Source organism: Sorangium sp. So ce327 (assembly GCF_051530205.1).
Lineage (GTDB): Bacteria > Myxococcota_A > Polyangia > Polyangiales > Polyangiaceae > Sorangium > Sorangium cellulosum_B.
Genome location: NZ_CP150330.1, coordinates 2,565,377 through 2,585,004 on the forward strand (window position 1 = coordinate 2,565,377; position 19,628 = coordinate 2,585,004).

Genomic DNA, 19,628 nt, shown 5'->3' on the forward strand with positions numbered 1-19,628 from the left:
CTATATAGGCCGCCGCGATGCCTGCGCCCGCGCGACGCCTGCTCCCCGCTCAGGTCCACCTCCCCTCCGGCGGCGTGGCGCGCCTGTCGGACGCCGCCGCGCGCGCTCGCGCTTCGTCCGTCTTCGGCGCTCCCGCAGGCCGCGGCGGCGGCGAGCGCGCATCCATCGGCAGGTGCGCGCTCGACGTGCAGGTCCTCGCGGGCCCGTCGGTCCTGGCCGACGCGCGCGGCGTGCCGCTGGATCCTCTCGGCCTCCCGCTCACCGACGCCCATGTCCTGCGCGCGCTCCTCGCGTCTGCCGGCATCGTGCCCGAGGACCCAGGCGCCTACACCTGCGAGAACTGCAGCGCTCCGTTCGAGGTCGCTCCGTCGGGCCTGCTGGAGATCGGGCCGTTCACCGATGGCGAGCTCCACGATCCCGAGCTCGATCGCCCGTTCGACTTCCGTGTGTCGCACCCGATCCCGGCGCTGCGCGTGGGTCGCGCCGTCTGCCGCGCCGTGCGGCTCGTGGAGCGCACCGTCGAGGAGGCGATGCCGCTCCTCCGCCTGCCCGACGACGGCGTCCTGCGCGTCACGCCGTCGCTGGTGGTGGCCATGGGGATCGCGGCGCTCGGCCGCGAGCGCCGCGCGCCGGTGATCGCCGACGCGCTCGCCAGCGCTCCCGACGAGGCGTGGGCGGCGATCGTCGACCTCTACCACGAGGCGCGCTACCCCGCGCGGCTCCTCGCCGTTTACCGCTGCCAGGGCTGCGGCGCCCGCAACGATCTCGACGTGCCGCTCGAGCGGGAGCTCGCGCGCGCCCCGCTGCGCGCTGCTGGAGTGGACGGAGCGGACGCGGACGAGCTCGGGGAGCCCCGCTCGACGAGGGCAGGGACGAGGGCTCGCGCGAGCGCCTCGAGCGCCTTTCCGGATCTCGACGGCTTCGAGGCGCGCGTCCGCGCCGCGGCCGGGCGCATCTACGAGGCCCGCGGCGTGCGGAACATCGATCTCTTCATCGACGCAGGCGTGCCCGCCTGCGACGACGGAGGCGAGCCGCTGCTCGGCTGCTACACGCCCGGGACACCCGCGGATGCGCTCGGGATCGCCCATCCTCCGGAGATCCGGATCTTCTATCGGACGTTCCGGTCGGAAGCCCGCGAGGATCCCGGCTTCGACATCGACGCGGAGATCGAGGAGACGATCGACCACGAGGTGACACATCACCTGCACCACCTGGCTGGCAGCGATCCGCTCGACGACGAGGAGCACGAGCAGATCGCGCGCGAGGAGCTGCGCCGGGTGGGCCACGCCGAGGCGGTGCGGCGCGCCCGGCGCGGCGCCCTGTCGGACGTCGCCGGCTTCGTGCGCGCGACGTGGCCGGCCTGGCTGATCGCGGCCGTCGGAACGGCCCTCGCGTGGTGCGCGGGCGGACGCTGAGGTCCAGCGCCTCGCAGGGCGAGCACGACCGTGCGCCCGCCGCTTTCTTCGAAGCGGGAGGATGAGCTGTCATACTGCCGGGACAGCAAGAAGATGTGCCGGGGAATACCGGCTCCTCGAGCGCGCTGTGCTCTTGCCGAGGATCGTGAAGACGAAGAGCTCGCCGGCCCGCACGGCCGGATCCACCAAATCGCCACGACCAGCCAAGCGGGGTGGCGGTGCGCAGAACCGCCGGGGAAGTCCGGATGCAGTCGAGAAGCGCCGGGCCGCGCGCCGGTTCAACGAGCTGCTCCTGGGCGGCGGGGGCCGCGCCGGAGACGGCCGTACAGAGCGCCGGCGCCGGCGCCTGCTCGCCGAGCTGGCCGAGGGCGTCGCGCGGCGAGGCAAGCGTGCGCTCAAGCCGATCGACGTGCTGTCGCGCGTCGAGGAGCTCCTTGAGCTGGGCGAGCCGCTCGCCTCGATCCGCAAGGCGTACCCGCCCCCGCCCCCGGTCGAGGTGACCGCCGAGCTCGTGGAGGGCCTGAGGCACCTCCATCGCGCCTACGGTTTCTGTGCGGACGTGTACCGGTTCGTCGGGCTCGACGCGCACGCGCTGCGGAAGGCCGGGGTGCTGCGGGGCGGCGAGCGCGGAGGTGAACGCGGGGACGAGCGCGGCGTGTCCACCGAGGCAGCGCGCCGCGGGGCAGCTTGACCTTGCCTGCCGGCGCGGGGATAACCCGCTCCGATGCGCGCGAGAACGCTGAAGCTCCCCCTCGGCGCGGCCGCCATGGCGGTCGTGTGCGCTGCGTCGACCGGCCTGTCGCTTCGCGCTGAAGCCCAGCCAGCGGCCGCCGCTGATGCCCCGGTGGCGCGCGTCGGCGACGCGGCGATCACGGCGTCGGAGGTCGAGCGCAGGCTCGCGCAGGTCCCGCCGTTTCAGCTCCAGACCTTCGGGCGTACCCCGGAAGAGATCCGGAAGAACTTCGTCAACCAGGTCCTCGTGCGTGAGCTGCTCCTCGCCCAGGGGGCCGCCGCGCAGAAGCTCACGGAGCGCGCCGACGTGCAGGATCGCGTGCGCGGCGTCCTGCGCTCCGCGCTGCTGCAGCGGATCCAGGCGGAGGCGGCGGCGAGCTCCCCGGTGACGGACGAGGAGGTCCGCGCCTACTACGAAGCCCACCGTGACAGGTTCAGCTCCCCGGCGATGGTGGCGCTCTGGCGCATCCTCGTCGCGACGCGCGCGGAGGCCGAGGCGATCCTGGCCGAGCTGAAGAAGGACCCGTCACCCCAGCGTTTCAAGGAGATCGCGCGCGAGAAATCGCTCGACAAGGCGACGAGCATGCGCGGCGGCGATCTCGGCTTCGTGGCGCCCGATGGCGCCACGTCCGAGCCGGGCCTGAAGGTCGACCCGGGGCTCCTCTCGGCTGCCGCCGGGGTGAAAGACGCGGAGCTCGTGCCCGAGCCAGTGCCCGAGGGCGATGGCTTCGCTGTGCTGTGGCGGCGCCAGAGCAGGAAGCCCGTGAGCCGCTCGATCGAGCAGGAGGCGCCGTCCATCCGTCAGATCCTCGCGCACGGCAAGGCGGAGGCGCAGGTGAAGCAGCTCCTCGAGCGCCTGCGAGCGCAGGACGTCTCCGGTCACGCCCCCGAGCTCGTGGACCTCATCGACATCACCTCGACGGGCGATCTGCAGCCGAAGAGGCGCCCGGGCACCCTCGCGAGCGGTCGGCGTCCTGGCGCGCCTCCGCCCTCGCCCGTGCCGCGTCACGACATGCGCTGAGGCTGCTGTCGCGCACGGATGGGCGCTCGACAGCCGCGGGGGCAGCGCCGCCGAGGGCGACACCCCCGAGGGCGCTGAACGGCGTGTCAGCTGAAGGCGACGGCGAGCGCGATGGCGGCGAAGCCGGAGGCGATGGTGAGCGCGAGCGCGGCGATGCTCCCGGCGCGTCGAGCGCGCTCCGCCGCGTCGGGGTGGAGCGCGTAGACGCCCAGGAGCAGCGCCATGGACGCCTTGCCCGGTACCCGGAGCGAGGCGGAGAGGACCTGCTCGGCTCCCTTGGTGCCGCCCGTGATGAGCATGGCCAGCGCGCCGAGCGGGCCGGCCATGAGATCCCAGCCGCACGCGTAGAGCCCGAAGCGGAGCGCGCGCCGGCGCTCTGGCCGCGCGCCCTGGCGCCGTGCCCCGAGGTCGAGCGCGGCGCCGTGCAAGGTGTGCGCGAGCACCATCCACACGGTGACCGCCGGAACGCCGATCGCGAGCCACTGGAGGGCGCTCGCGCGTGCGGCCGGGTTGCGCGCCAGCTCCAGCGTAAGGCCCGGCAGCGCCAGCGCGACGAGGGGCAGGAGCGCGGCGATCATCGACAGGATCGCGAGCGTCTCCGCCAGCAGGGCGAAGCGCATGGCCGCGGGGAGCGCGCCGTCGGGGATCGTCGCGAAGAACGTCTCGGCGCCCAGCGTGGTCGCCCTCGAGGTGGCCCAGAGCCGCGACCAGACCCCGCCGATCGGGCGCTCCCACGGGACGATCGCGACGACCCCCGAGCCCTCGTCGCTCGCCGCGGAGCACCCGGCGCAGTCGGGCTGTCCGCAGCACGCGCAGAGCACCGCCGCGGGGACATCGAACGTCTCGTCGTCCCGCGAGAGCTCACGGCGTACGCTGGCAGATCGCTTGGCCATTGCGCACCTTCGAGCAGCGGACAAAGGCCACTCCCATCAAGGTTACGTCGCACGGGCGAGCCTGTCGACCCGAGATGCCACCGGCCACGCGCTCCTCAGCGCCTCAGTGCAGCACCTCGTTGCCCCGCCGCCGCTGCCCCGTGGGGAGGTCGTCGATCCTTCCTCCGAAGAACGCGGCGGTGAACAGCGCGAGCAGCGCGATCGCCCCGGTCGCGTAGAGCCCGTAGCCCCACGTGAAGCGGACGGGACGGAGCAGCGTGCTGCCCGGCGTGAACATCAGGCGCATCGCGACGGTGACGAGGGCGATCGCGGCGAGGAAAGCGACGGCCACGCGGGCGCCGCGCATCTTGTGGATCGACCTCCGGGTCAGCGCGAGCGGGATCATCACGAAGAACGCGACCGCCGGGGCCCACATCCAGCCGAGCCGTCGCGCGAGCCCGAAGCCGCTGAGGTCGCGGAGCTCGGGGGCCGTCTCGTGGATCCACGGCGCGAAGAACGCCGCGAGCCCGAGGAGCGCGAGCGCGAGCAGGGCGCCCCGGCCGCGCCCGGCGTAGGTCCACGGGAGCGGTTCCATGTGCGGCGGGAGCGGCTCGTCAGGCTCTTCTTGGAGCGCGTCGTACGAGGGGGGAAGCTTCGCGAGCGCCTCCAGCCGGAGGCCGCAGGCGGGGCAAGTGGACGCCTCTTTCGCCTCGAACATCTCCCGGCAGAAGGGGCAGGCGTGAAGCCCGGTCATCGAGGCGGGAGGATAGCGCACGGCGAACGGCGCGCGCGGCGGACGCTGCGCGGGGCGGGGGCTGCATTCCGGGGTTCCACCAGGGCGGGGCTTAGCCCATAGTTGCGTCCCATGGGCAAGCGTGATCGGCTCTCGGACGATGAGATCGCCGGGTTCGTCGCTGCTCACCCGGGTTGGGTGCGAGCGGGCGAGCAGATCGAGCGGAGCTACTCGTTTCCGGATTACGGGACCGGCGTGGGCTTCGTGATGCAGATCGCCCTCCTGGCCGAGCGGCGCGATCATCACCCGGAGATCGCGCTGTCGTGGGGCAAGGTGCGGGTCGCGTGGTCCACGCATGACGCTGGCGGTCTGACCGCGCTCGACCTGGAGCTGGCCGAGCTGACCGACCGCTTGAGCGCGGGCTGACGCTGCGCGTGGGCAAGGTGCTGGGGATGCTCCCGAGCGAGCTGCTGCAACGTCTGGATCTGGGGCTGGAGGGGGACCTGCCGCACCTCGAGGAGGCGCTGACGCATCCGAGCTTCTCGAACGAGCAGCGAGGAGGCCGGCGCGTGGACAACCAGCGCCTCGAGTTCCTGGGGGACGCCGTGCTCGGCCTGTGCGTGACGGAGCTCCTCATGGAGCGCTTTCCAGGCGCGAGGGAGGGGGAGCTCTCGATGATGCGCTCGGCCCTGGTCAACACGGACGCGCTGGCGGCGTGGGCGCGAGGGATCGAGCTCGGCGCTGCGCTCCGGGTCGGGCGCGGCGCGGAGGTCGCTGGGGAGCGCGACCAGACGAACGTGCTCGCCGACGCCACCGAGGCGCTCGTCGCGGCCCTGTACCTCGATCGCGGCTTCGAGAGCGCGCGGGCGCTGAGCCGGAAGATCGCCGCGAGCCCGCTCGCGCAGCTCGCGAGCGGCAGCCTGCTCGGGCGTGACGCGAAGAGCGAGCTGCAGGAGCGCGTGCAGGCGCGCGGCGCTGCGTCGCCGCGCTACCGCCTGATGGGCACGGAGGGGCCCGACCACGACCGCGCGTTCCTCGTCGCCGTCGAGGTCGACGGCCAGGTCATCGGCACCGGCCGGGGCCGGTCGAAGAAGCTTGCGGAGCAGGCGGCCGCGCGCGCCGCGCTCCTCTCCTGCGCCGCGCCGGAGCCCGCGGCCGCCGCATCCGATGGACGGGCAGCCGCCGAGGCCCTGCAAGGTGCGCCCGAGGGCAGGGGGGGCCCGCCATCCGGCGAGGCGTCCTCCGAGCGAACCGTGAACGACCGAGGACCCAGTCGATGATCCGTCACCTGATGCTTGCTTTCACCTTCGCGCTCTGCTCGCTCTTCGTCGCGCTGCCGGCCTGGGCCGGGAGCTACCTGGACAGGGCGAGCCTGCTGCTCGACGAGGCGCGCAGGGAGGGCGACATGCTCCTGCCGCGGACCCATGACAAGGAGCTCGTCATGGTGGTGCATGCGCTCGCGGAAGCGCGCGCCCTGGTGGCGCGCAAGATGGAGTGCCCTAGCTCCGTCTCCAAGGCGCACCCGCACCTCCTGCTCGTGCTCGAGAACAGCGAGCGCGCTGCCGACGCGGCGGCTCAGGGCAACTTCAAGAAGTTCATGGAGCACCTCACCGTGGCGCGGAACGAGGACCGCGCATTCCGTGCGCTCCTCGCCGAGCTCGGCTACGCGCTGCCCGATCTGAGCTCGAAGCGCTGAGGAGCGCAGCGAGCCGCGTCCGCTCGAAGCGGGTCTGCGCCGGGAGCCCGCGGCGAGCGTCCCCGGCGAAGCGGGTCTCAGAACATCGCGCCGAGATCGATCCCGAGGGTCCACTGCGACCCGAGCCCGGCGAACTTGTTCTCGCCGTCGATCTCGTTCGCCGCGCCCTGGTTCGCGTCCTCGGGGCTCACGATGTCGGTGATGAAGTGCGCGCCGAGCTTGACCATCTGGAACCGCAGCTGCGCGCCGAAATGGAGCCGGTGGCGGTTCATGCGCACGGCGTCGAACACCACGGTGTTGTTGAAGTCGGCCTGGGAGCCGCCCTCGCACACCGGCTGGCCGTCGTGGGGGAGCGGGTTGCCGTCCTGACCCTGCACCGGGTTGACAGGCGAGTTCGCTCCTCGGAAGTTGCAGAAGTTCACGGCGTCGGTGTTCGGGGTGAGATCGATGAGCCCCGAGTCTCCGAAGATCCGGAGCCACTGGTAGCCGGCGTAGGGGGTGATCACGACCGTGCCGGCGATCGGCAGGGGCTTCGAGATCACTGCGTCGGCGCCGGCCACGGTCAGCTGGAACTCCTCGGTCCCGGTGACGCTCCGGACGCTGCCGCCGACGGCGAGCTCCGGGAGGATCGCGGGGAGCCCTCGGCGGAACCCCTCGAACAGCGACCAGCGCACGTCGGCGCCCGCGCTGACGAGGCTTGTGTTGGCGAGGAACCCGACGGCGCCGGTGAGCTCGAACCCGAACGGAAAACCCTTGCGGACCTTGAGGGAGTAGTGCTGCAGGAAGGAGTCCGGGCTCCGGTTCTCGATGGAGAAGTTCTTGCTGGTCGGATCCTGCGGCCCCTGCGTGCCCTGCTTCCAATAATCGGCGTCGCTGTCAATCTTCGTGTAGTTGGCCTCGAGGCCGATCTCGAACCCGCCGTAGCCCGTGGTCCGCGCCGAGTGCATCGCCGAGGGCGCCACCGCGAAGCCGTACTGCGCGATGAGCTTGGCGAACGCAGCGTCGTCGGTCAGGCAGCGTTGATAACGGGAAGCGGGGTTGTAGTAGAGGCCACCCTCCGGCCCTGTGATGCGGCAGGGCACGGCGGCGCCGCCGAGGCTCGGCTCCGGGTCGCGCACGAGCCGCGCGAGCGCCGGATCCATGGCGTCGGCGGCCGCGAGCGAGGACGACGCCACTCCTGCGAGGGCAATAGCCGAAGCGATCCAGCACGATGCGCGCATTCCGTGTCTCCGAGGCGGGAGGCTACGTGTCCGCTCGTACAGCCGTCAAGCGAACAGAGGGGCCTCCGTCCGTTCGGTTCGCGTTTTCCGCGCGACCGCGTGGGCCGGCTATCTGTCGAGGCGGCGCTGGCGAGCCAGGCAGGCCGCGCGCGCGATCCCCCGCTCGGGGGTTGCGGCGCGCGGTCGCGTCGCGGAAAGAGAGGGCGTGCTCAACGATGGTCGCCCCCGGCTCCGTGCGGCGCCGCTCGATCCGCCGTTCCGGATCGTGCTGGTGGAGCCGGAGATCCCGCAGAACACAGGCAACATCGCGCGGCTCGCCGCTGCGACGCAGAGCCCCTTGCATCTGCTCGGGAGGCTGGGGTTCCGCATCGACGAGCGGAGTGTCCGCCGCGCGGGGCTTGACTACTGGCACCTGGTCACGCTCGAGCAGCAGCTCGACATCGCCCACTTTCGCCACCATCACCCGAACGCTCGGCTCCGCCTCTTCAGCGCGGTGGCTCCGCGGAGCTACCTCGACGCGGACTTCCGGCCAGGCGACGCGCTGGTGTTCGGCAAGGAGAGCGTGGGCCTCGACCCCGAGCTCCTCGCACGGATGCCGGACGACGTCTTCGGCATTCCCACGCTGGGTCCCGTGCGCTCCCTCAACCTCGCCAACGCGGTCTCCATCGTCCTGTACGAGGCGCTCCGCCAAGTGGGCGCGCTCGCCAGCGCCGCTCCGGGGTGACGGCGCGTGCGCGTAGGCGCGCGCAACCTCCGGCAAGAGCGCGCTCCGCCGCGGCGTCACCCAGGGGCCGGCGGCCGCGCGCCGTGGACGTCGGCGACGCGTCGTTCTAAAGAGAGGGCCGCATGGTCATGCACCGGCAACCCGCACGACAGGGCGCCCGACGGCCGGCCGCGCGCCTCGTCGGGGCCGGCGTGGCGGTCGCGCTCTCGGTCGTGGCGCTCGCCTCCGCCGGATGCAGCAGGCGGCCTCCGAGCGGCACGCCCGACGGCGCCGTCCGGGAGCTGGTCGCTCGCCTGCGCCAGCTGCACGGCGACCCGGCTGACGCCAAGGCCGCCTTCGAGCTCCTGTCGCGCCGCGCTCGAGACAACCTCGCGTCGCGCGCGCAGCGCTACAGCGCCGCGACCGGCAAGGCGATCGCGCCCGAGGCGATGATCACGCCGTCCCGCTTCCTCTTGCGCTTCGAGCCGCAGCGCTACACCGCCCAGATCGCCGGCGCCCACGCCCTCGTGGACATCGCCGGCCTGCTCCCGGGAGAGCGCGTCCAGGTGCCCTGCGTCTACGAGGACGCGGGGTGGCGCGTCGATGTGGCGCTGCCCCCGCTCCCGCCCGTGCAGAAGCGACCGGGCAGCGATCTCTGAACGCGCCCGGACCGATGGCGCACGGAATTTCCGGCCCACAAAAGCCCGGAGGCCGGCAGTGCCGGCCTCCATCGGCAGCGGCCGCAAGGCCGCTAACCATCAGGTAACGCCTTAGTTGGCGAGAAAGATCGCCTCGATCTCGGTCTTCACCTGCTCTTCCGTCTGACCTCGGGCGATCGCGATCTCCTTCACGATCAGCGTCCGGGCGGTGTCGAGCATGCGGCGCTCACCGAACGAGAGCTGCTTGTCCGTCTTCAAGCGATAGAGGTCGCGTAGCACCTCGGCGACATCGTAAATAGAACCCGTCTTGATCTTGTCCATGAAGCCGCGGTACCGACGGTTCCAGGTCTGGTTGTCGAACGCGATGGTACGCTCGCGGAGGATGTCGAAAATTTCCCGGATTTCCTGTTCAGAGATGACCTGGCGAAGGCCGACCGCGCTCGCGTTGCTGACTGGAACCATGATCTTTCGATCCGTGTCCAAGATGCGGAGAACATAGAATCGCTGACGGTTGCCAGCGATGTCCTTCTCCTCGATGTTGACCACCTCGGCCACGCCTTGGGCCGGGTAGACGGCTTTGTCGCCCACCTTGAACTGGATCTCCGAACGAGCCTGCATATCGTCTCCTTTGCCTTCCACCCCGCCGTCCTTTTAGTTTTTCGTCTGCCTCCCGAAATCCCTTCGAGGGGCGTACGCTGCACATGCGGTTGAACCTGGACCCGCAGAACCGACACACACCGTCGCGCATTCCGAGAAAAATTCCGAGAAAAGAGCCATGAGCCGCCGCTCGAGACCGCTGTGCGAGAAGCAGGAACGCGAGCACCCTCCATGACCCGCGAGAGGTCGGTGCTCTGGCGTGCACGGCGGAATCTTGACAAGCGGCGGTGGAAGCGGACGGTTGCGGGCGGAAGGGATTGAGGTTGGGGGAACGGCCCTCTTGAAAAAGGGCCGGTTTGCGCCAGGCGCGCGCACTCTAGTGAGCCGGCCGAGATAGGTCAACGAAAATCCCCGTGGGTGCGCCATCGTGGCGTGATCACTCTGGTTTTTCCTTGGGGTCGGGCGGGGTGACAGTGTATGCCGATGGATGCATCGGCGTGGGGGCGCGCCAGCTCACCCGCCTAGTTTAGGGCAGAGCGGGCCTCTCCGGGAGAGGTGGCGGACCTGACGTGGGTGAGATGACTCGAAAATGTGACGGACGCGACGGACCTCGGGCATTGCGTCCGTCCGGCCTTCAAACGAGCCGGGGTGCTCAGGCGGCGCTGAGGCGTTCGGCGAGCCCCCAGCGGACGCCGCGATCCGAAGCGACGAGATCGACAGGAGCTCCGGCGAGCCGCGAGGCCCACGCGAGGATCTCCTCGATGAGCACGCTGCCCGCCACGATGACGTCCGCGCGCGCTGGATCCAGCGCGCGCAGCTGCCTGCGCGCGGCGAGCGGCAGGGAAGCGAGGCGGGACGTGACGTCCACGATCTCTGCCCCGGATACCCGCGCGCCATGCACGCGGGCGCCGTCGTAGGGGGACACGTCGCGCACGAGCGCGGCGAGGGTCGTCACCGTGCCCGCGACGCCGACCAGGGTGGGCGCCGCGAGTTGGGGCACGGCTGGAAGCGTCGCCAGCGCCGCCCGGACGTCGGCGCGGACAGCCTCGAGGTCCGCGGCGGCCGGCGGATCCGTGCGCACGTGACGCTCGGTCAGGCGGACGCTCCCCACGTCGAGGCTCACCGCCTGCTCCACCGCGCCGTCGGCGCTGCCGACGATGATTTCCGTGCTGCCGCCGCCCACGTCGACCACGATCGTGGGACCGCGGGCCGGCAGGTCGAGCCCCGTCAGCGCGCCGGCGTACGTGAGCTCCGCCTCCTCCGGCCCGGAGATCACGCGCGGCGCGACGCCGATGAGCTCGCGGGCGCGGGCGATGAACGCCTCGCCGCCGGCGGCGTCGCGCATCGCGCTGGTGCCGACGGCGTCCACGCGCTCGACCCCCCGGGACCGGAGCTCCTCCCCGTAGCTGGCGAGGCAGGCGAGCGTGCGCTCCACGGCCTCGGGCGCGAGCGCGCGCGCCGCGTCGACCCCCTGGCCGAGCCGGGTGATGGTCGCGCGCTCGACGAGCGCGACGAGCTCACCCCCGCGGCGCTCGGCGACGAGCAGGAGGACCGAGTTCGTGCCGATGTCGATGGCCGCGACGCTCATGCCCCGAGCCTTACTGGGTGAGCGTCTTCAGGTCGAGCATCTCCTCGACGTTCGGCAGCACCACGAGCTCGCAGCGCCGGTTGGCCTGCTTGTTCTCCGGGGTGTCGTTGGGCTTCACCGGGTCGGTGTCACCGTAGCCGGAGGCGCTCCACCGCTCGGGCTTGAGGCCGCCGCCGGCCTTGTCCTCGGGCTGGAGCAGGAACGCCAGCACCTCGCGGGCGCGCATCACGCTGAGCCCCCAGTTGTCCTTGAAGCGGCCGCCGGCGAGCGGCGCGTTGTCCGTATGCCCGGCGACCTGGAAGGAGCGCGCCGACAGGCCGGAGTCGTTGCGGATGACCTCGGCCACCTTGAGCAGGATCTCCTGACCCTCCTTCTTGAGCGTCTCCCGTCCCGAGTCGAAGAGGACGTCGCCGGGCAGCTGGATGACCATCCGGTTGTTGCGGACGGTCACGCTGAGCCCGAGCTTGGTGAGGGCCTGGAGCTTGTCCCGCAGGACCTCGAAGCGCTTCTTGATGTCCTCGAGCTGCTGGGCACGGCGGCGGAAGTCCTCGAGCGCGCGCGCCTGCTGCTCGAGGTTCGCGTTCAGGTTGGAGATGTCCACGCCTGCTGCCTTGAGCTGGGACTTGAGCTGCTCGATTCGGGCCGCCGCCTCGTCGAGCTCGCTCTTGGCCTTCTTGTTCTGCGCCTGCTCGGCGCTCAGCTGGGTCTTCAGGCCCTCGATCTCGCGGATCTTCGCCTGCATCTCCTCCTCCGAGTAGCCGCACCCGAGCGCCCCCGAGCCCGCAAGGAGCGTTGCGCCAAGCAACAACCACGACGTCGAGCGACGAACCAACATACCTTTCCTCCTAGAGCAGCCTAGAGCAGCGCGGCGCTCGGCCATGAGGGGCGCCGCGCAGGCGGCGCGACCGTAGCGAGGCGAATGGCGCCGCACAAGGCTCTCTAGAGCCTGCGCAACGCTGGAGCTCCGTGCGACCATGAGCGCTCCGGCGCCGTTTGCGGCGCCGTGCAGGCGCGCGATCGCCAGGAAGGAGCGCAAAGGGCCAAGACAGACATTCTGCCAGCTGTCAACAAAAATCAGTCGTACGGTTCGGTCTGGTTGCTTTCACCACGGCCTGCTCCGACGTTTACCCTCGCAACGCTTGCGGACCAGTTTGCCTGGAACACACGGGATACATCAGTTTAGGGCCCGCAAGATTTTCCTTGACCATCACCATGCGTGGCAATATACGTCGTGCAACATCTGTTGCCTCGGTAAGGAAACTGTAGCGGAGAGGACGTTCTGCGATGTCCGCCGTGCCGTGCCGGGGCGAATGCAGGAGGATTTCCAATGGCTGCTAAGAAGACCGCGAAGAAGCCTGCGAAGAAGGTGACGAAGTCGGCCAAGAAGCCGGCCGCCGCGAAGGCCGGTAAGGTCGCGAAGAAGCCGGCGCGGAAGGCAGCGAAGAAGGCCGCCCCGAAGCGCGCCGCCGCCAAGAAGACCCCGAAGCGCGCCGCCGCCAAGAAGCCGGCCGCGAAGAAGGCCGCTCCGAAGCGCAAGGCGAAGGCCGCCGGCAAGCGGGCGGCTGCGCCGAAGAAGGCGGCCGCTCCTCGAGGACGCGCCGCCGCCAAGCGCGCGCCGGCCAAGGGCGCGAGCACCCGCGGCGCGCGCAAGAGCACGCCGGCTCCTGCTCCTGCGAGCACCGGCCCGTCCGACGAGTCGGAATAAGGCGACACGGGAGCGCCTCGGTTCTTCCAACAGAACGAGGCGCAGCGAGCCGACCCGCCGGTTGCGACCAGATAATCCGCCTTACAAGACCATCGGGGGGTGAGGACGCCGCGGATCCGGACGCGTGGGTCCAGGCCGGAGGCGCGCGCGGGTGGACGATGTCCCCGCGGCGGTGCCGTCGCCTGCGGCCGAGGTGGCCGGCATCGACGTGCGGCGCTCTGCGCCCGTTTACCGGGGTGCCTGAGCGGCGGGTGGGGCGCGTGCGCCCCGCTCAGCGACGGCGGACTGGGAGGGGGGCTTCCAGGATCTGCGAGTGGCGCTCGTGCCCCCGGCGCGCTCTGAGGATGCGGCGGCGCGGCCCGCGAGGGGCGCTCAGGTGCGCTCGCCGAGGTAGAGCCGGAGAGCGCGCGCGGCGCCCTTGCGATCGAACGGGACGCCAGCGAGGTCCTCGCGCTTCGAGATCTGCTCGAACAACTTCATCAGGAACTCGAAGAACGCCTCGCACTCGCGGATGGCGGCGTCGAGCCGCTGCGGATCGAGGAGGTCGCTCTCCTCGAGCGCCGTCATCGCGGAGACGAACGCGTCGACGTGGGGGTAGTCGCCCACCCGGAGCAGCGGGTAGCCCATCGCCCGGAAATACGAGAGAAACTCGCGCACGAACGCGAAGCTCGCGATGCCGGTCCATCGATCGGGCGCCGGGCCGGTGTGGCGCGCCTTGCTCGCGAACGCCCGCGCGATCTGGGCGAACATCCACACGTCGCGTCGGAGGCGATCGCTCGTCGCGCGCCGCGCAGCCTGATCGTCGAAGACGCGGCCCTCCTCGAGCTTCGCGCCGAGCGACCTGCCGAGGAACAGGATCGCGTTCTGCAGCGCGGGGCGGAGGCCGTGCGAGACGGCGCGGAGGCGGACCCGATACTCGGACTCGCTCACCAGCGCGTCGGCGGGCGGGAGGTCGTGCTCGAAGGCGCGGCGCATCTCGAGCCGCAGGTTCGCGGCGAGCCCGGTCAGCGCGGCCTTCGTGGAGAGGAGGCGGTGCCCCTCGGCGGCGAGCTCGTCGTGGCGCGCGACGATGTCGCTCGCGGGCACGCGCAGCAGATCGCGCTCGAAGCTGTCCGCGAGCAGCGCGCCCGCCCGGCGCCGGAGGTAGTTCGAGAGCGCGCGGGCGTCGCTGCGCAGGACCGCGAGCACGAGGTACCCGCGCCCCGCCACGCGGTGATCCGAGTGATCGAGCGCGATGGCGTCGAGCAGGCGGAGGTACCTGAGCATCCTGAACAGCGCGAGGAACGTGAGCGCCACGAGCCGGTGCGCCTGCTCGCCGGGCACGCGGTGGATGAGCTCGAGCACCTGCGTCGACGGGATGCGATCGAACTCCGGGCGAAACTCGAGCGCGTGGAGCGGGTTGAAGAACGTGCTCTGGGCGATCTCGCGCATCGCCGTCGCGAGGTGGGCGTAGAAGAGCCTGAAGCTGACCCTCGGCAGCCGGAGCAGCCCGCCCGCGACCTCGATGAGGTTCGTGAAGCCGTGCCGAAGCACGAAGAGGCTCGACTCCGGCGACTCCTGCGCCATCGTCGCGTGGAGGAGGCGCGTGCGCGCCGTGTCCTCCGGGAGCACCGTCTCCAGGTAGCGCTGGAAGACGAAGGCGCGATCGCGATCGCCGAGCATGGTGCGCGTCAGCTGGACCACGCGCGCCATGCCGTCGCGGGCGTGCTGGAGGTGCTCGCGGAAATCGTGGCTGACGATGGTCTGGCGCCGCCCGGCGCCCGGGTGGTTCCGCGGGTTCGCGAAGCAGGCGACGCCCTTCAGGAGGATCTCGAGCTCGAAGAGCGTCTCGTCCTTCTTGTCGGCCGCGAGGCGCGCGAACCACGCCTCGCGCGCTTGCTGCTGCTCCCGCCTCAGGCCGCGCGTGTCGCGGAGCAGCTCGGCGTAGGCGTTGCGGCCGGGGTGGCCCGAGCCGCGCAGGATCCCCGAAGCGTCGCTCGACACTGACGTGCTCCTCGCAGGCGGCGCGTTGCTAGTAGTTGCGTCGCTTGAAGTCGAAGGGGTAGGTCAGCACGGTCTCCTTGCCGCTCGGCGAGCGCGCCCAGGTGATCGACTTCGCGAGCTCCTCCATGCAGGACTCGACCTGCGGCGCCGTTACGTCGCTCTTGTCGCGCACGATGCTCGCCTCCTCGAACGTCCCGTCGGGCTTCAGCTTGAGCTGCCACGTGATCCTGCCCTGCGCGCCCGGGTGCTTGCGGGCGTAGAGATCGAAGCAGCAGCGGAAGCCGTCGCGCCTCGCCTTGATCGCGTCGACGAGCGGCTGCAGGCGATCGCTCGATCCGGCGTCGGCGGAGGTCGTCGCGTTGTTCATCACGACCCCGCCGTCCGGCGGATCGTTCGTGATCTCGGAGGCGATGACCTTGCAGTCCTCGACGGTCTCGGGGGCCTTCTTGCGGCTCGCAGGCCGGTCCGGCTGCGCGGGCGCGGCGGCGCCCGGGTCCGCGGCACCAGCGGCCGTGGCGCCCGGGTCCGCGACGCCAGGGGACGTCGGCTGCGAGCCAGGAGGGGGTGAAGCGCCGAGCGGCGCGCTGTCAGGCGGCGAAGGCGGCGGCGCGGCGCCGCTCGAGCAGGCCGCGAACAGGGCCGCGGCGAGGAGGACTCCGGTGAACACGGCGCTGGCGGTGGCGCAGGGACGCATGGCGCGCATACTAAACGGTTCGGCTGAGCGGAGGCGAGGCGCCTTGCGTTTTTCTCCCCTCGCGCCGGCAATCCGAGCTCTCCTCAGACGGCCGTCTTGAAGATCCCGCTGTGCCTCATCGCGGCCGCCGCCGTCGCCGCCCTCGCGCCGGCAGGCTGCGATCCCATCGCGGAGCCGCAGCTGTGCGGCCAGATCCCCCAGGGAGGGTGCCCGGTCGGCCGGGGGGGCACCTGCGACGATGCCGCGTGTCGTGCGCTCTACGACTGCCTCGAGGGGGCCTGGACGGAGGCCACGCGCTGCGATTCCGCCGGTGAGCCTGCCGGGGACAGGGATGCGGGCGCGGGTGGCGGCCCCGACGCGTGCGAGGTCGTGACGCTCGATCGCAGCGGCGAGGCCGCGGGCTGCTCGCCCGCCCTGCAGCAGCCGGACTGCCCGGCGGATGCCGCGGAGACCTGCGTGGATACCGCGTGCTGGACCGGCTGCATCGACTTCTTCCTCTGCACCGAGGAGGGGTGGAGAGCGATCGCCTACTGCGACGACCAAGGGCGAGTGACCGTGGCGCCGTGAACGATCGGCTCGTCGGCGCCTGCCTTCGGCGCCGAGGAGAGACCTACGGGGAGCCCGTCAGCCGGCCCTGAGGAAGGGGCTCCACTCGTCGAACGAATGCGGCAAGCCGATCAGGATCTGCATCGTCGCGGACCACCGCGGCGGCAGAGGCTGGCGGATGAGCCGCATGCTGGCCTCGTCCGGCGTGCGCCAGCCCTTGCGGAGGTTGCACGTGCGGCACGCGGTCACGAGGTTCTCCCAGGTGTCCTCGCCGCCGCGCGACCGGGGGAGCACGTGGTCGATGTTGAGATCACGGACGGGCGGGCGGCGGGCACAATATTGGCACTGGTGCGTGTCGCGGAGCATCACGTTCTTCCGCGTCAGCCGGATCGTCGGGCGCCGCATGCGGTCGTACCGGCGGAGGTGGAGGACGCGCGGCACGCGGAGCGAGCCGCCGACCACGGGGAGGCCGTCGTCCTTCTCGCGCACCGGCAAGCTCCGCCACGCCGAGAAATCGTGGAGATCGCCGACCTCGTCGACGGCGAGGGCGGCCCCGCCGAAGAGCAGCAGGAAAGCGCGACGCGCGGTCGTGATCTGCACAGGTTGGAAGAAGCGGTTCACCACGAGGACCGGGAGATCGAGCGGCTCGGTCCTACGCTCGCAGCGGAACCCCGAGAAACCGTCGCCGAGATCGAGCTCTTCGCGAGGAGAGCCCCCCGGGACTGTAGCTACCCCGTCCGGCACGCTGGGCAGTGTAGCAACGAAAGCTCCGGTGAACATCCGGCGCTGCACGGCGGCGTTTCTGCTGGATCTCTGCCATTGCCGTGCGGCGGATCCGGCGCGACGCCGCGCCCTGCGCCGTCAGGGCATCGCCTCGGACCCCCCGCGCCCGCCCTGTCGAAGCTCGGGCTGCGCGCCGGAGCCCGTACGTCACGGGCCGGGCGCGCCGCGCTCGACGCTCCGCGCGGAGCGCTTTCGATCGGGCGCCGTATTCGCTAAGACGCGTCCATGTCGAGGGACGGTCGTCTCCTGGGTCGAGCCGCCGTGGTGGGGAAGCAGGTCGGATGACGGAGCAGCGCGAAGGGGTGGGGCCCGAGCGGGCGACCGGCGCGGAGCCCCTTGCCGGCTCGCCCTGGGATGATCCGATCGAGAGCGCGCCGCTCGTGTTCCTCGATCTCGAGATGACGGGCCTCCGCCCCGAGAGCGATCGCGTGATCGAGGTCTGCGCCGAGCGGACGCGGGGGGATGCGTGCGAGGACGCGATCACGTCGCTCGTGCGGCCCGAGCCGGGCGTGTTCGGCAACGCGCACGTGCACGGCATCGATCCGCGGGAGCTCGCGGGCGCGCCCACGTTCGCCGAGCTCTGCGATCGCATCGACCAGGTCACGGCGGGCGCGGTGCTCGTCGCGCACGCGGCCGCATGGGACGTGGCGTTCCTCGAGGCCGAGTTTGCGCGGGCGGGCAGGGCGAGGCGCCTCCCGTACTACCTCGACACGCTCGTCCTCTCCCGCCGGGCCTTCGCCCTGCCGAGCCACAGCCTCGCCTCCCTCTGCAGGGAGCTCGGCGTGCACCGCGAGCGCGCTCACCGCGCCGAAGACGACGTCCATGCCCTGCGCGCCGTGTTCCGCAAGATCGTGGAGGTCCTCGCGCCGCGGACGCCGCGCGACCTGTGGCACGTCCGGATCGGCGAGCGCCACGCCCGCCCGGCGCTGGTGGCAGCGGCGGTGCGCGCGGCCGAGCATGCCGCCATCGTGCGCGTGAGGTACCGTCCGGCGCGCCGGGGGCCGGAGGAGCTCGTCGTGTGCGTAACGGGGGTGCGAACGGACCTCGACCCACCCCGGGTTCTCGGCTATCTGCTCCCGTCGCGCAGCCGTCGCGAGCTACGGGCCGATCGCATCCTGGCGATCGAGCCGATTTCGCCGGGAGAGCTCGGGCCGGACGGTGTGCCGCAAAGGGCCTGAGATCCACGTGCGAATCCACTCGAACCGAACCTCGCCGACGAGAAGCTCCCTCGCCGTCCGCCTCGGCGGCCTCCTGACCGCGACCTTCCTCGCCTCGTGCTCGAGCATGATCGGCCCGGAGTCCGCCCGCCCGCCGGCGGCCGAGAAATGGCTCGCCCGCGCTCGACAGGAGTTCCAGTCCGCGGACGTCGAGAACGCGCGCGATGCGGTCTCGAGGGCGCTGACGATCGTCCCGACCGACACCGAGGCCCGGCTGCTCGCGGGGCGCATCGCGCTGGCCCGGCTCGATTACGCCGAGGCGCTGCGCCTCCTCAAGGGCGTCGCCGGCTCCGAGGCCGCAGGGCTCCGCGGGCGCGCGCTCTGGTACAAGGGCGATCTCGACGCCGCCGCCGACGAGCTCGAGGCGATGCTCGACGATCCCGATGTCGTCGACGAGTGGGCGAAGTCGATCGCCAAGCTGGCGAGGCGCGGCGCGGGGCGCGCGCCGTTCACGGTCTCGGGCGCGCTCCTCGCGGCGATCGAGATGCAGCACGTCAGCCCCGCGGCCCCGTTCTTCGTCGTCCCGCTCGAGATCGACGGCGAGTCGGCGCTCGCGATGGTGTCGACCGGCACGGGCGAGGTGGTCCTCGACAGCAGCACGCGCAAGGAGCCGAGCTGGGTCTCCCTCCGCTTCGGCAAGAAGCTCGAGATCAACGACGTGCCCGCGCTCACGCAGGACCTGTCGGGCGTCTCGAAGCAGATCGGCGCGCCGGTCAAGGCGCTGCTCGGGGTGAACCTGCTCCGCCGCCTCAACGCGACCATCGACTACAGCGGCTGGCAGTTCGTCGTGCGCAGCTTCTCCCCGCCGGCGCCGCCCGACGCGACGCGCGTCGACGTCGCCTTCATCAAGGGCGGCGGCATGGTGCTGCGGAGCAGCCTCGGCCCCGACAAGTCGGTGCAGGGGCCGCTGCTCATCGACACGTCGATGACGTTCCCGATCGCGCTCGACAAGGAAGGCTGGAAGAAGGCCGGCTTCGAGGCCGATGGGTTGAAGGGGGTCGAGCAGGATCCAGAGCAGAAGCTGAAGCAGGGCGTCGTGCCGATGCTGCGGCTGGGCGCGCTGGAGATCCCCAAGGTCCCGGGCGTGTACGGGGCGCCGCTCCAGGCGGTCGAGAAGCAGCTCCAGCTCGATCTGGACGGCGTGATCGGGGCGGGGCTGCTCGCCTACTTCCGTGTCACCTTCGGCGACGGCGGTCGGCTCATGTGGATCGAGGACGACACCGCGGTGAACAAGGTGCTCCGGGGCAGCGCGCCGGCGCCCGTCAACGAAGGGCAGGCTCCCGCCGCGCCGCCAGCAGAGGGCGCCGGTCCAGCAGGCGCGCCCGGCTCACCTGCGCCCCAGGGGCCCGCACTCCAGCCGCCGCTGACCCCCCCCGCGGCCGCTCCGAAGTCGGCTCCGCCCGCGGCCGCTCCGAAGTCGGCGCCGCCCGCGGGCGCTCCCAAGCGGACGCCGGACCAGTGAGC

The 19,628-nt window shown here is 71.6% G+C and carries 21 protein-coding genes; 12 read left to right on the forward strand and 9 right to left on the reverse strand.

Translation table 11 applies throughout. From position 1 onward, the window contains the following. Positions 1-17: 17 nt before the first annotated feature. The 3 genes from WME95_RS09650 to WME95_RS09660 all read left to right on the forward strand — a co-directional run bounded on the left by WME95_RS09650 (position 18) and on the right by WME95_RS09660 (position 3,168). Positions 18-1,415, forward strand: a complete 1,398-nt coding sequence (locus tag WME95_RS09650; protein WP_437908112.1) for a metallopeptidase family protein — start codon at positions 18-20, stop codon at positions 1,413-1,415. A 145-nt stretch (positions 1,416-1,560) separates the two neighbouring features. Further along, on the forward strand, positions 1,561-2,106 hold the full coding sequence (locus WME95_RS09655) for a hypothetical protein (RefSeq protein WP_437908113.1): 546 nt from the start codon (positions 1,561-1,563) through the stop codon (positions 2,104-2,106). Positions 2,107-2,139: 33 nt separating this feature from the next. Continuing rightward, positions 2,140-3,168, forward strand: a complete 1,029-nt coding sequence (locus tag WME95_RS09660; protein ID WP_437908114.1) for a peptidylprolyl isomerase — start codon at positions 2,140-2,142, stop codon at positions 3,166-3,168. A gap of 86 nt (positions 3,169-3,254) precedes the next feature. Here the strand turns inward: WME95_RS09660 and WME95_RS09665 are convergent, their stop codons facing one another. Continuing rightward, positions 3,255-4,061 carry a hypothetical protein gene (locus tag WME95_RS09665; protein ID WP_437908115.1) on the reverse strand — a complete coding sequence of 269 codons (807 nt, stop codon included), beginning with the start codon at positions 4,059-4,061 and terminating at the stop codon, positions 3,255-3,257. A gap of 103 nt (positions 4,062-4,164) precedes the next feature. Beyond that, positions 4,165-4,794 carry a hypothetical protein gene (locus tag WME95_RS09670; protein WP_437551186.1) on the reverse strand — a complete coding sequence of 210 codons (630 nt, stop codon included), beginning with the start codon at positions 4,792-4,794 and terminating at the stop codon, positions 4,165-4,167. A gap of 111 nt (positions 4,795-4,905) precedes the next feature. Between WME95_RS09670 and WME95_RS09675 the strand changes: the two genes are divergently transcribed. The 3 genes from WME95_RS09675 to WME95_RS09685 are packed head-to-tail and all read left to right on the forward strand — an operon-like array spanning position 4,906 to position 6,469. Continuing rightward, positions 4,906-5,199, forward strand: a complete 294-nt coding sequence (locus WME95_RS09675; RefSeq protein ID WP_437298751.1) for a 4a-hydroxytetrahydrobiopterin dehydratase — start codon at positions 4,906-4,908, stop codon at positions 5,197-5,199. Positions 5,200-5,225: 26 nt separating this feature from the next. Continuing rightward, the gene (gene rnc / locus WME95_RS09680; protein WP_437908116.1) at positions 5,226-6,053 is read left to right on the forward strand and encodes a ribonuclease III; all 828 of its coding nucleotides are present in this window, start codon (positions 5,226-5,228) and stop codon (positions 6,051-6,053) included. Positions 6,054-6,064: 11 nt separating this feature from the next. After that, entirely contained in the window at positions 6,065-6,469 is a 405-nt protein-coding gene (locus WME95_RS09685) for a hypothetical protein (protein WP_231864752.1), read from the forward strand. 77 nt (positions 6,470-6,546) lie between these two features. Here WME95_RS09685 and WME95_RS09690 read toward each other — a convergent pair whose 3' ends face one another. Then, positions 6,547-7,644, reverse strand: a complete 1,098-nt coding sequence (locus WME95_RS09690; protein WP_437908117.1) for a hypothetical protein — start codon at positions 7,642-7,644, stop codon at positions 6,547-6,549. Between the two features lie 250 nt (positions 7,645-7,894). On the opposite strand from WME95_RS09690, the gene WME95_RS09695 reads away from it, so the two are divergent. Together WME95_RS09695 and WME95_RS09700 are read left to right on the forward strand one after the other, a co-directional pair. Then, a complete protein-coding gene (locus WME95_RS09695) occupies positions 7,895-8,413 on the forward strand; it encodes a tRNA (cytidine(34)-2'-O)-methyltransferase (RefSeq protein WP_044968101.1) in 519 nt (172 codons plus the stop codon). Positions 8,414-8,541: 128 nt separating this feature from the next. Continuing rightward, the gene (locus WME95_RS09700; protein ID WP_437908118.1) at positions 8,542-9,051 is read left to right on the forward strand and encodes a hypothetical protein; all 510 of its coding nucleotides are present in this window, start codon (positions 8,542-8,544) and stop codon (positions 9,049-9,051) included. A gap of 111 nt (positions 9,052-9,162) precedes the next feature. Here WME95_RS09700 and WME95_RS09705 read toward each other — a convergent pair whose 3' ends face one another. The 3 genes from WME95_RS09705 to WME95_RS09715 all read right to left on the reverse strand — a co-directional run bounded on the left by WME95_RS09705 (position 9,163) and on the right by WME95_RS09715 (position 12,071). Then, positions 9,163-9,669 (reverse strand): CarD family transcriptional regulator, encoded by a 507-nt coding sequence (locus tag WME95_RS09705; protein ID WP_012234339.1) that lies wholly within the window; start codon positions 9,667-9,669, stop codon positions 9,163-9,165. A 631-nt stretch (positions 9,670-10,300) separates the two neighbouring features. Then, positions 10,301-11,236 (reverse strand): Ppx/GppA phosphatase family protein, encoded by a 936-nt coding sequence (locus WME95_RS09710; protein ID WP_437551193.1) that lies wholly within the window; start codon positions 11,234-11,236, stop codon positions 10,301-10,303. Between the two features lie 10 nt (positions 11,237-11,246). Next, complete coding sequence (locus tag WME95_RS09715) at positions 11,247-12,071, reverse strand: OmpA family protein (protein WP_437298758.1); 825 nt, start codon at positions 12,069-12,071, stop codon at positions 11,247-11,249. A gap of 492 nt (positions 12,072-12,563) precedes the next feature. Between WME95_RS09715 and WME95_RS09720 the strand changes: the two genes are divergently transcribed. Beyond that, entirely contained in the window at positions 12,564-12,941 is a 378-nt protein-coding gene (locus tag WME95_RS09720) for a hypothetical protein (protein ID WP_012234342.1), read from the forward strand. 372 nt (positions 12,942-13,313) lie between these two features. On the opposite strand, the gene WME95_RS09725 is transcribed toward WME95_RS09720, so the two are convergent. After that, a complete protein-coding gene (locus tag WME95_RS09725) occupies positions 13,314-14,924 on the reverse strand; it encodes a hypothetical protein (protein WP_437551195.1) in 1,611 nt (536 codons plus the stop codon). A 28-nt stretch (positions 14,925-14,952) separates the two neighbouring features. Further along, on the reverse strand, positions 14,953-15,618 hold the full coding sequence (locus WME95_RS09730; RefSeq protein ID WP_437908119.1) for an AgmX/PglI C-terminal domain-containing protein: 666 nt from the start codon (positions 15,616-15,618) through the stop codon (positions 14,953-14,955). A 96-nt stretch (positions 15,619-15,714) separates the two neighbouring features. On the opposite strand from WME95_RS09730, the gene WME95_RS09735 reads away from it, so the two are divergent. Further along, positions 15,715-16,185 (forward strand): hypothetical protein, encoded by a 471-nt coding sequence (locus tag WME95_RS09735; RefSeq protein ID WP_437908121.1) that lies wholly within the window; start codon positions 15,715-15,717, stop codon positions 16,183-16,185. 57 nt (positions 16,186-16,242) lie between these two features. Here WME95_RS09735 and WME95_RS09740 read toward each other — a convergent pair whose 3' ends face one another. After that, positions 16,243-16,944: an HNH endonuclease gene (locus WME95_RS09740; protein WP_437908123.1), complete on the reverse strand. Its 702-nt coding sequence runs from the start codon at positions 16,942-16,944 to the stop codon at positions 16,243-16,245. Positions 16,945-17,228: 284 nt separating this feature from the next. On the opposite strand from WME95_RS09740, the gene WME95_RS09745 reads away from it, so the two are divergent. Further along, positions 17,229-18,125 (forward strand): 3'-5' exonuclease, encoded by an 897-nt coding sequence (locus WME95_RS09745; protein ID WP_437908125.1) that lies wholly within the window; start codon positions 17,229-17,231, stop codon positions 18,123-18,125. A 7-nt stretch (positions 18,126-18,132) separates the two neighbouring features. Beyond that, complete coding sequence (locus WME95_RS09750; protein ID WP_437551204.1) at positions 18,133-19,626, forward strand: tetratricopeptide repeat protein; 1,494 nt, start codon at positions 18,133-18,135, stop codon at positions 19,624-19,626. Positions 19,627-19,628: the final 2 nt, after the last annotated feature.

What these genes read in the sequence shown, in the direction of transcription:
- WME95_RS09720 (WP_012234342.1), top strand. Translation starts at nt 12,564, where the DNA reads ATGGCTGCTAAGAAGACCGCGAAGAAGCCTGCGAAGAAGGTGACGAAG.
- WME95_RS09710 (WP_437551193.1), bottom strand. Translation starts at nt 11,236, where the DNA reads ATGAGCGTCGCGGCCATCGACATCGGCACGAACTCGGTCCTCCTGCTC.
- WME95_RS09675 (WP_437298751.1), top strand. Translation starts at nt 4,906, where the DNA reads ATGGGCAAGCGTGATCGGCTCTCGGACGATGAGATCGCCGGGTTCGTC.
- WME95_RS09665 (WP_437908115.1), bottom strand. Translation starts at nt 4,061, where the DNA reads ATGGCCAAGCGATCTGCCAGCGTACGCCGTGAGCTCTCGCGGGACGAC.
- WME95_RS09715 (WP_437298758.1), bottom strand. Translation starts at nt 12,071, where the DNA reads ATGTTGGTTCGTCGCTCGACGTCGTGGTTGTTGCTTGGCGCAACGCTC.
- WME95_RS09660 (WP_437908114.1), top strand. Translation starts at nt 2,140, where the DNA reads ATGCGCGCGAGAACGCTGAAGCTCCCCCTCGGCGCGGCCGCCATGGCG.
- WME95_RS09700 (WP_437908118.1), top strand. Translation starts at nt 8,542, where the DNA reads ATGCACCGGCAACCCGCACGACAGGGCGCCCGACGGCCGGCCGCGCGC.
- WME95_RS09745 (WP_437908125.1), top strand. Translation starts at nt 17,229, where the DNA reads ATGACGGAGCAGCGCGAAGGGGTGGGGCCCGAGCGGGCGACCGGCGCG.
- rnc (WP_437908116.1), top strand. Translation starts at nt 5,226, where the DNA reads ATGCTCCCGAGCGAGCTGCTGCAACGTCTGGATCTGGGGCTGGAGGGG.
- WME95_RS09685 (WP_231864752.1), top strand. Translation starts at nt 6,065, where the DNA reads ATGCTTGCTTTCACCTTCGCGCTCTGCTCGCTCTTCGTCGCGCTGCCG.
- WME95_RS09730 (WP_437908119.1), bottom strand. Translation starts at nt 15,618, where the DNA reads ATGCGTCCCTGCGCCACCGCCAGCGCCGTGTTCACCGGAGTCCTCCTC.
- WME95_RS09705 (WP_012234339.1), bottom strand. Translation starts at nt 9,669, where the DNA reads ATGCAGGCTCGTTCGGAGATCCAGTTCAAGGTGGGCGACAAAGCCGTC.
- WME95_RS09670 (WP_437551186.1), bottom strand. Translation starts at nt 4,794, where the DNA reads ATGACCGGGCTTCACGCCTGCCCCTTCTGCCGGGAGATGTTCGAGGCG.
- WME95_RS09650 (WP_437908112.1), top strand. Translation starts at nt 18, where the DNA reads ATGCCTGCGCCCGCGCGACGCCTGCTCCCCGCTCAGGTCCACCTCCCC.
- WME95_RS09740 (WP_437908123.1), bottom strand. Translation starts at nt 16,944, where the DNA reads ATGTTCACCGGAGCTTTCGTTGCTACACTGCCCAGCGTGCCGGACGGG.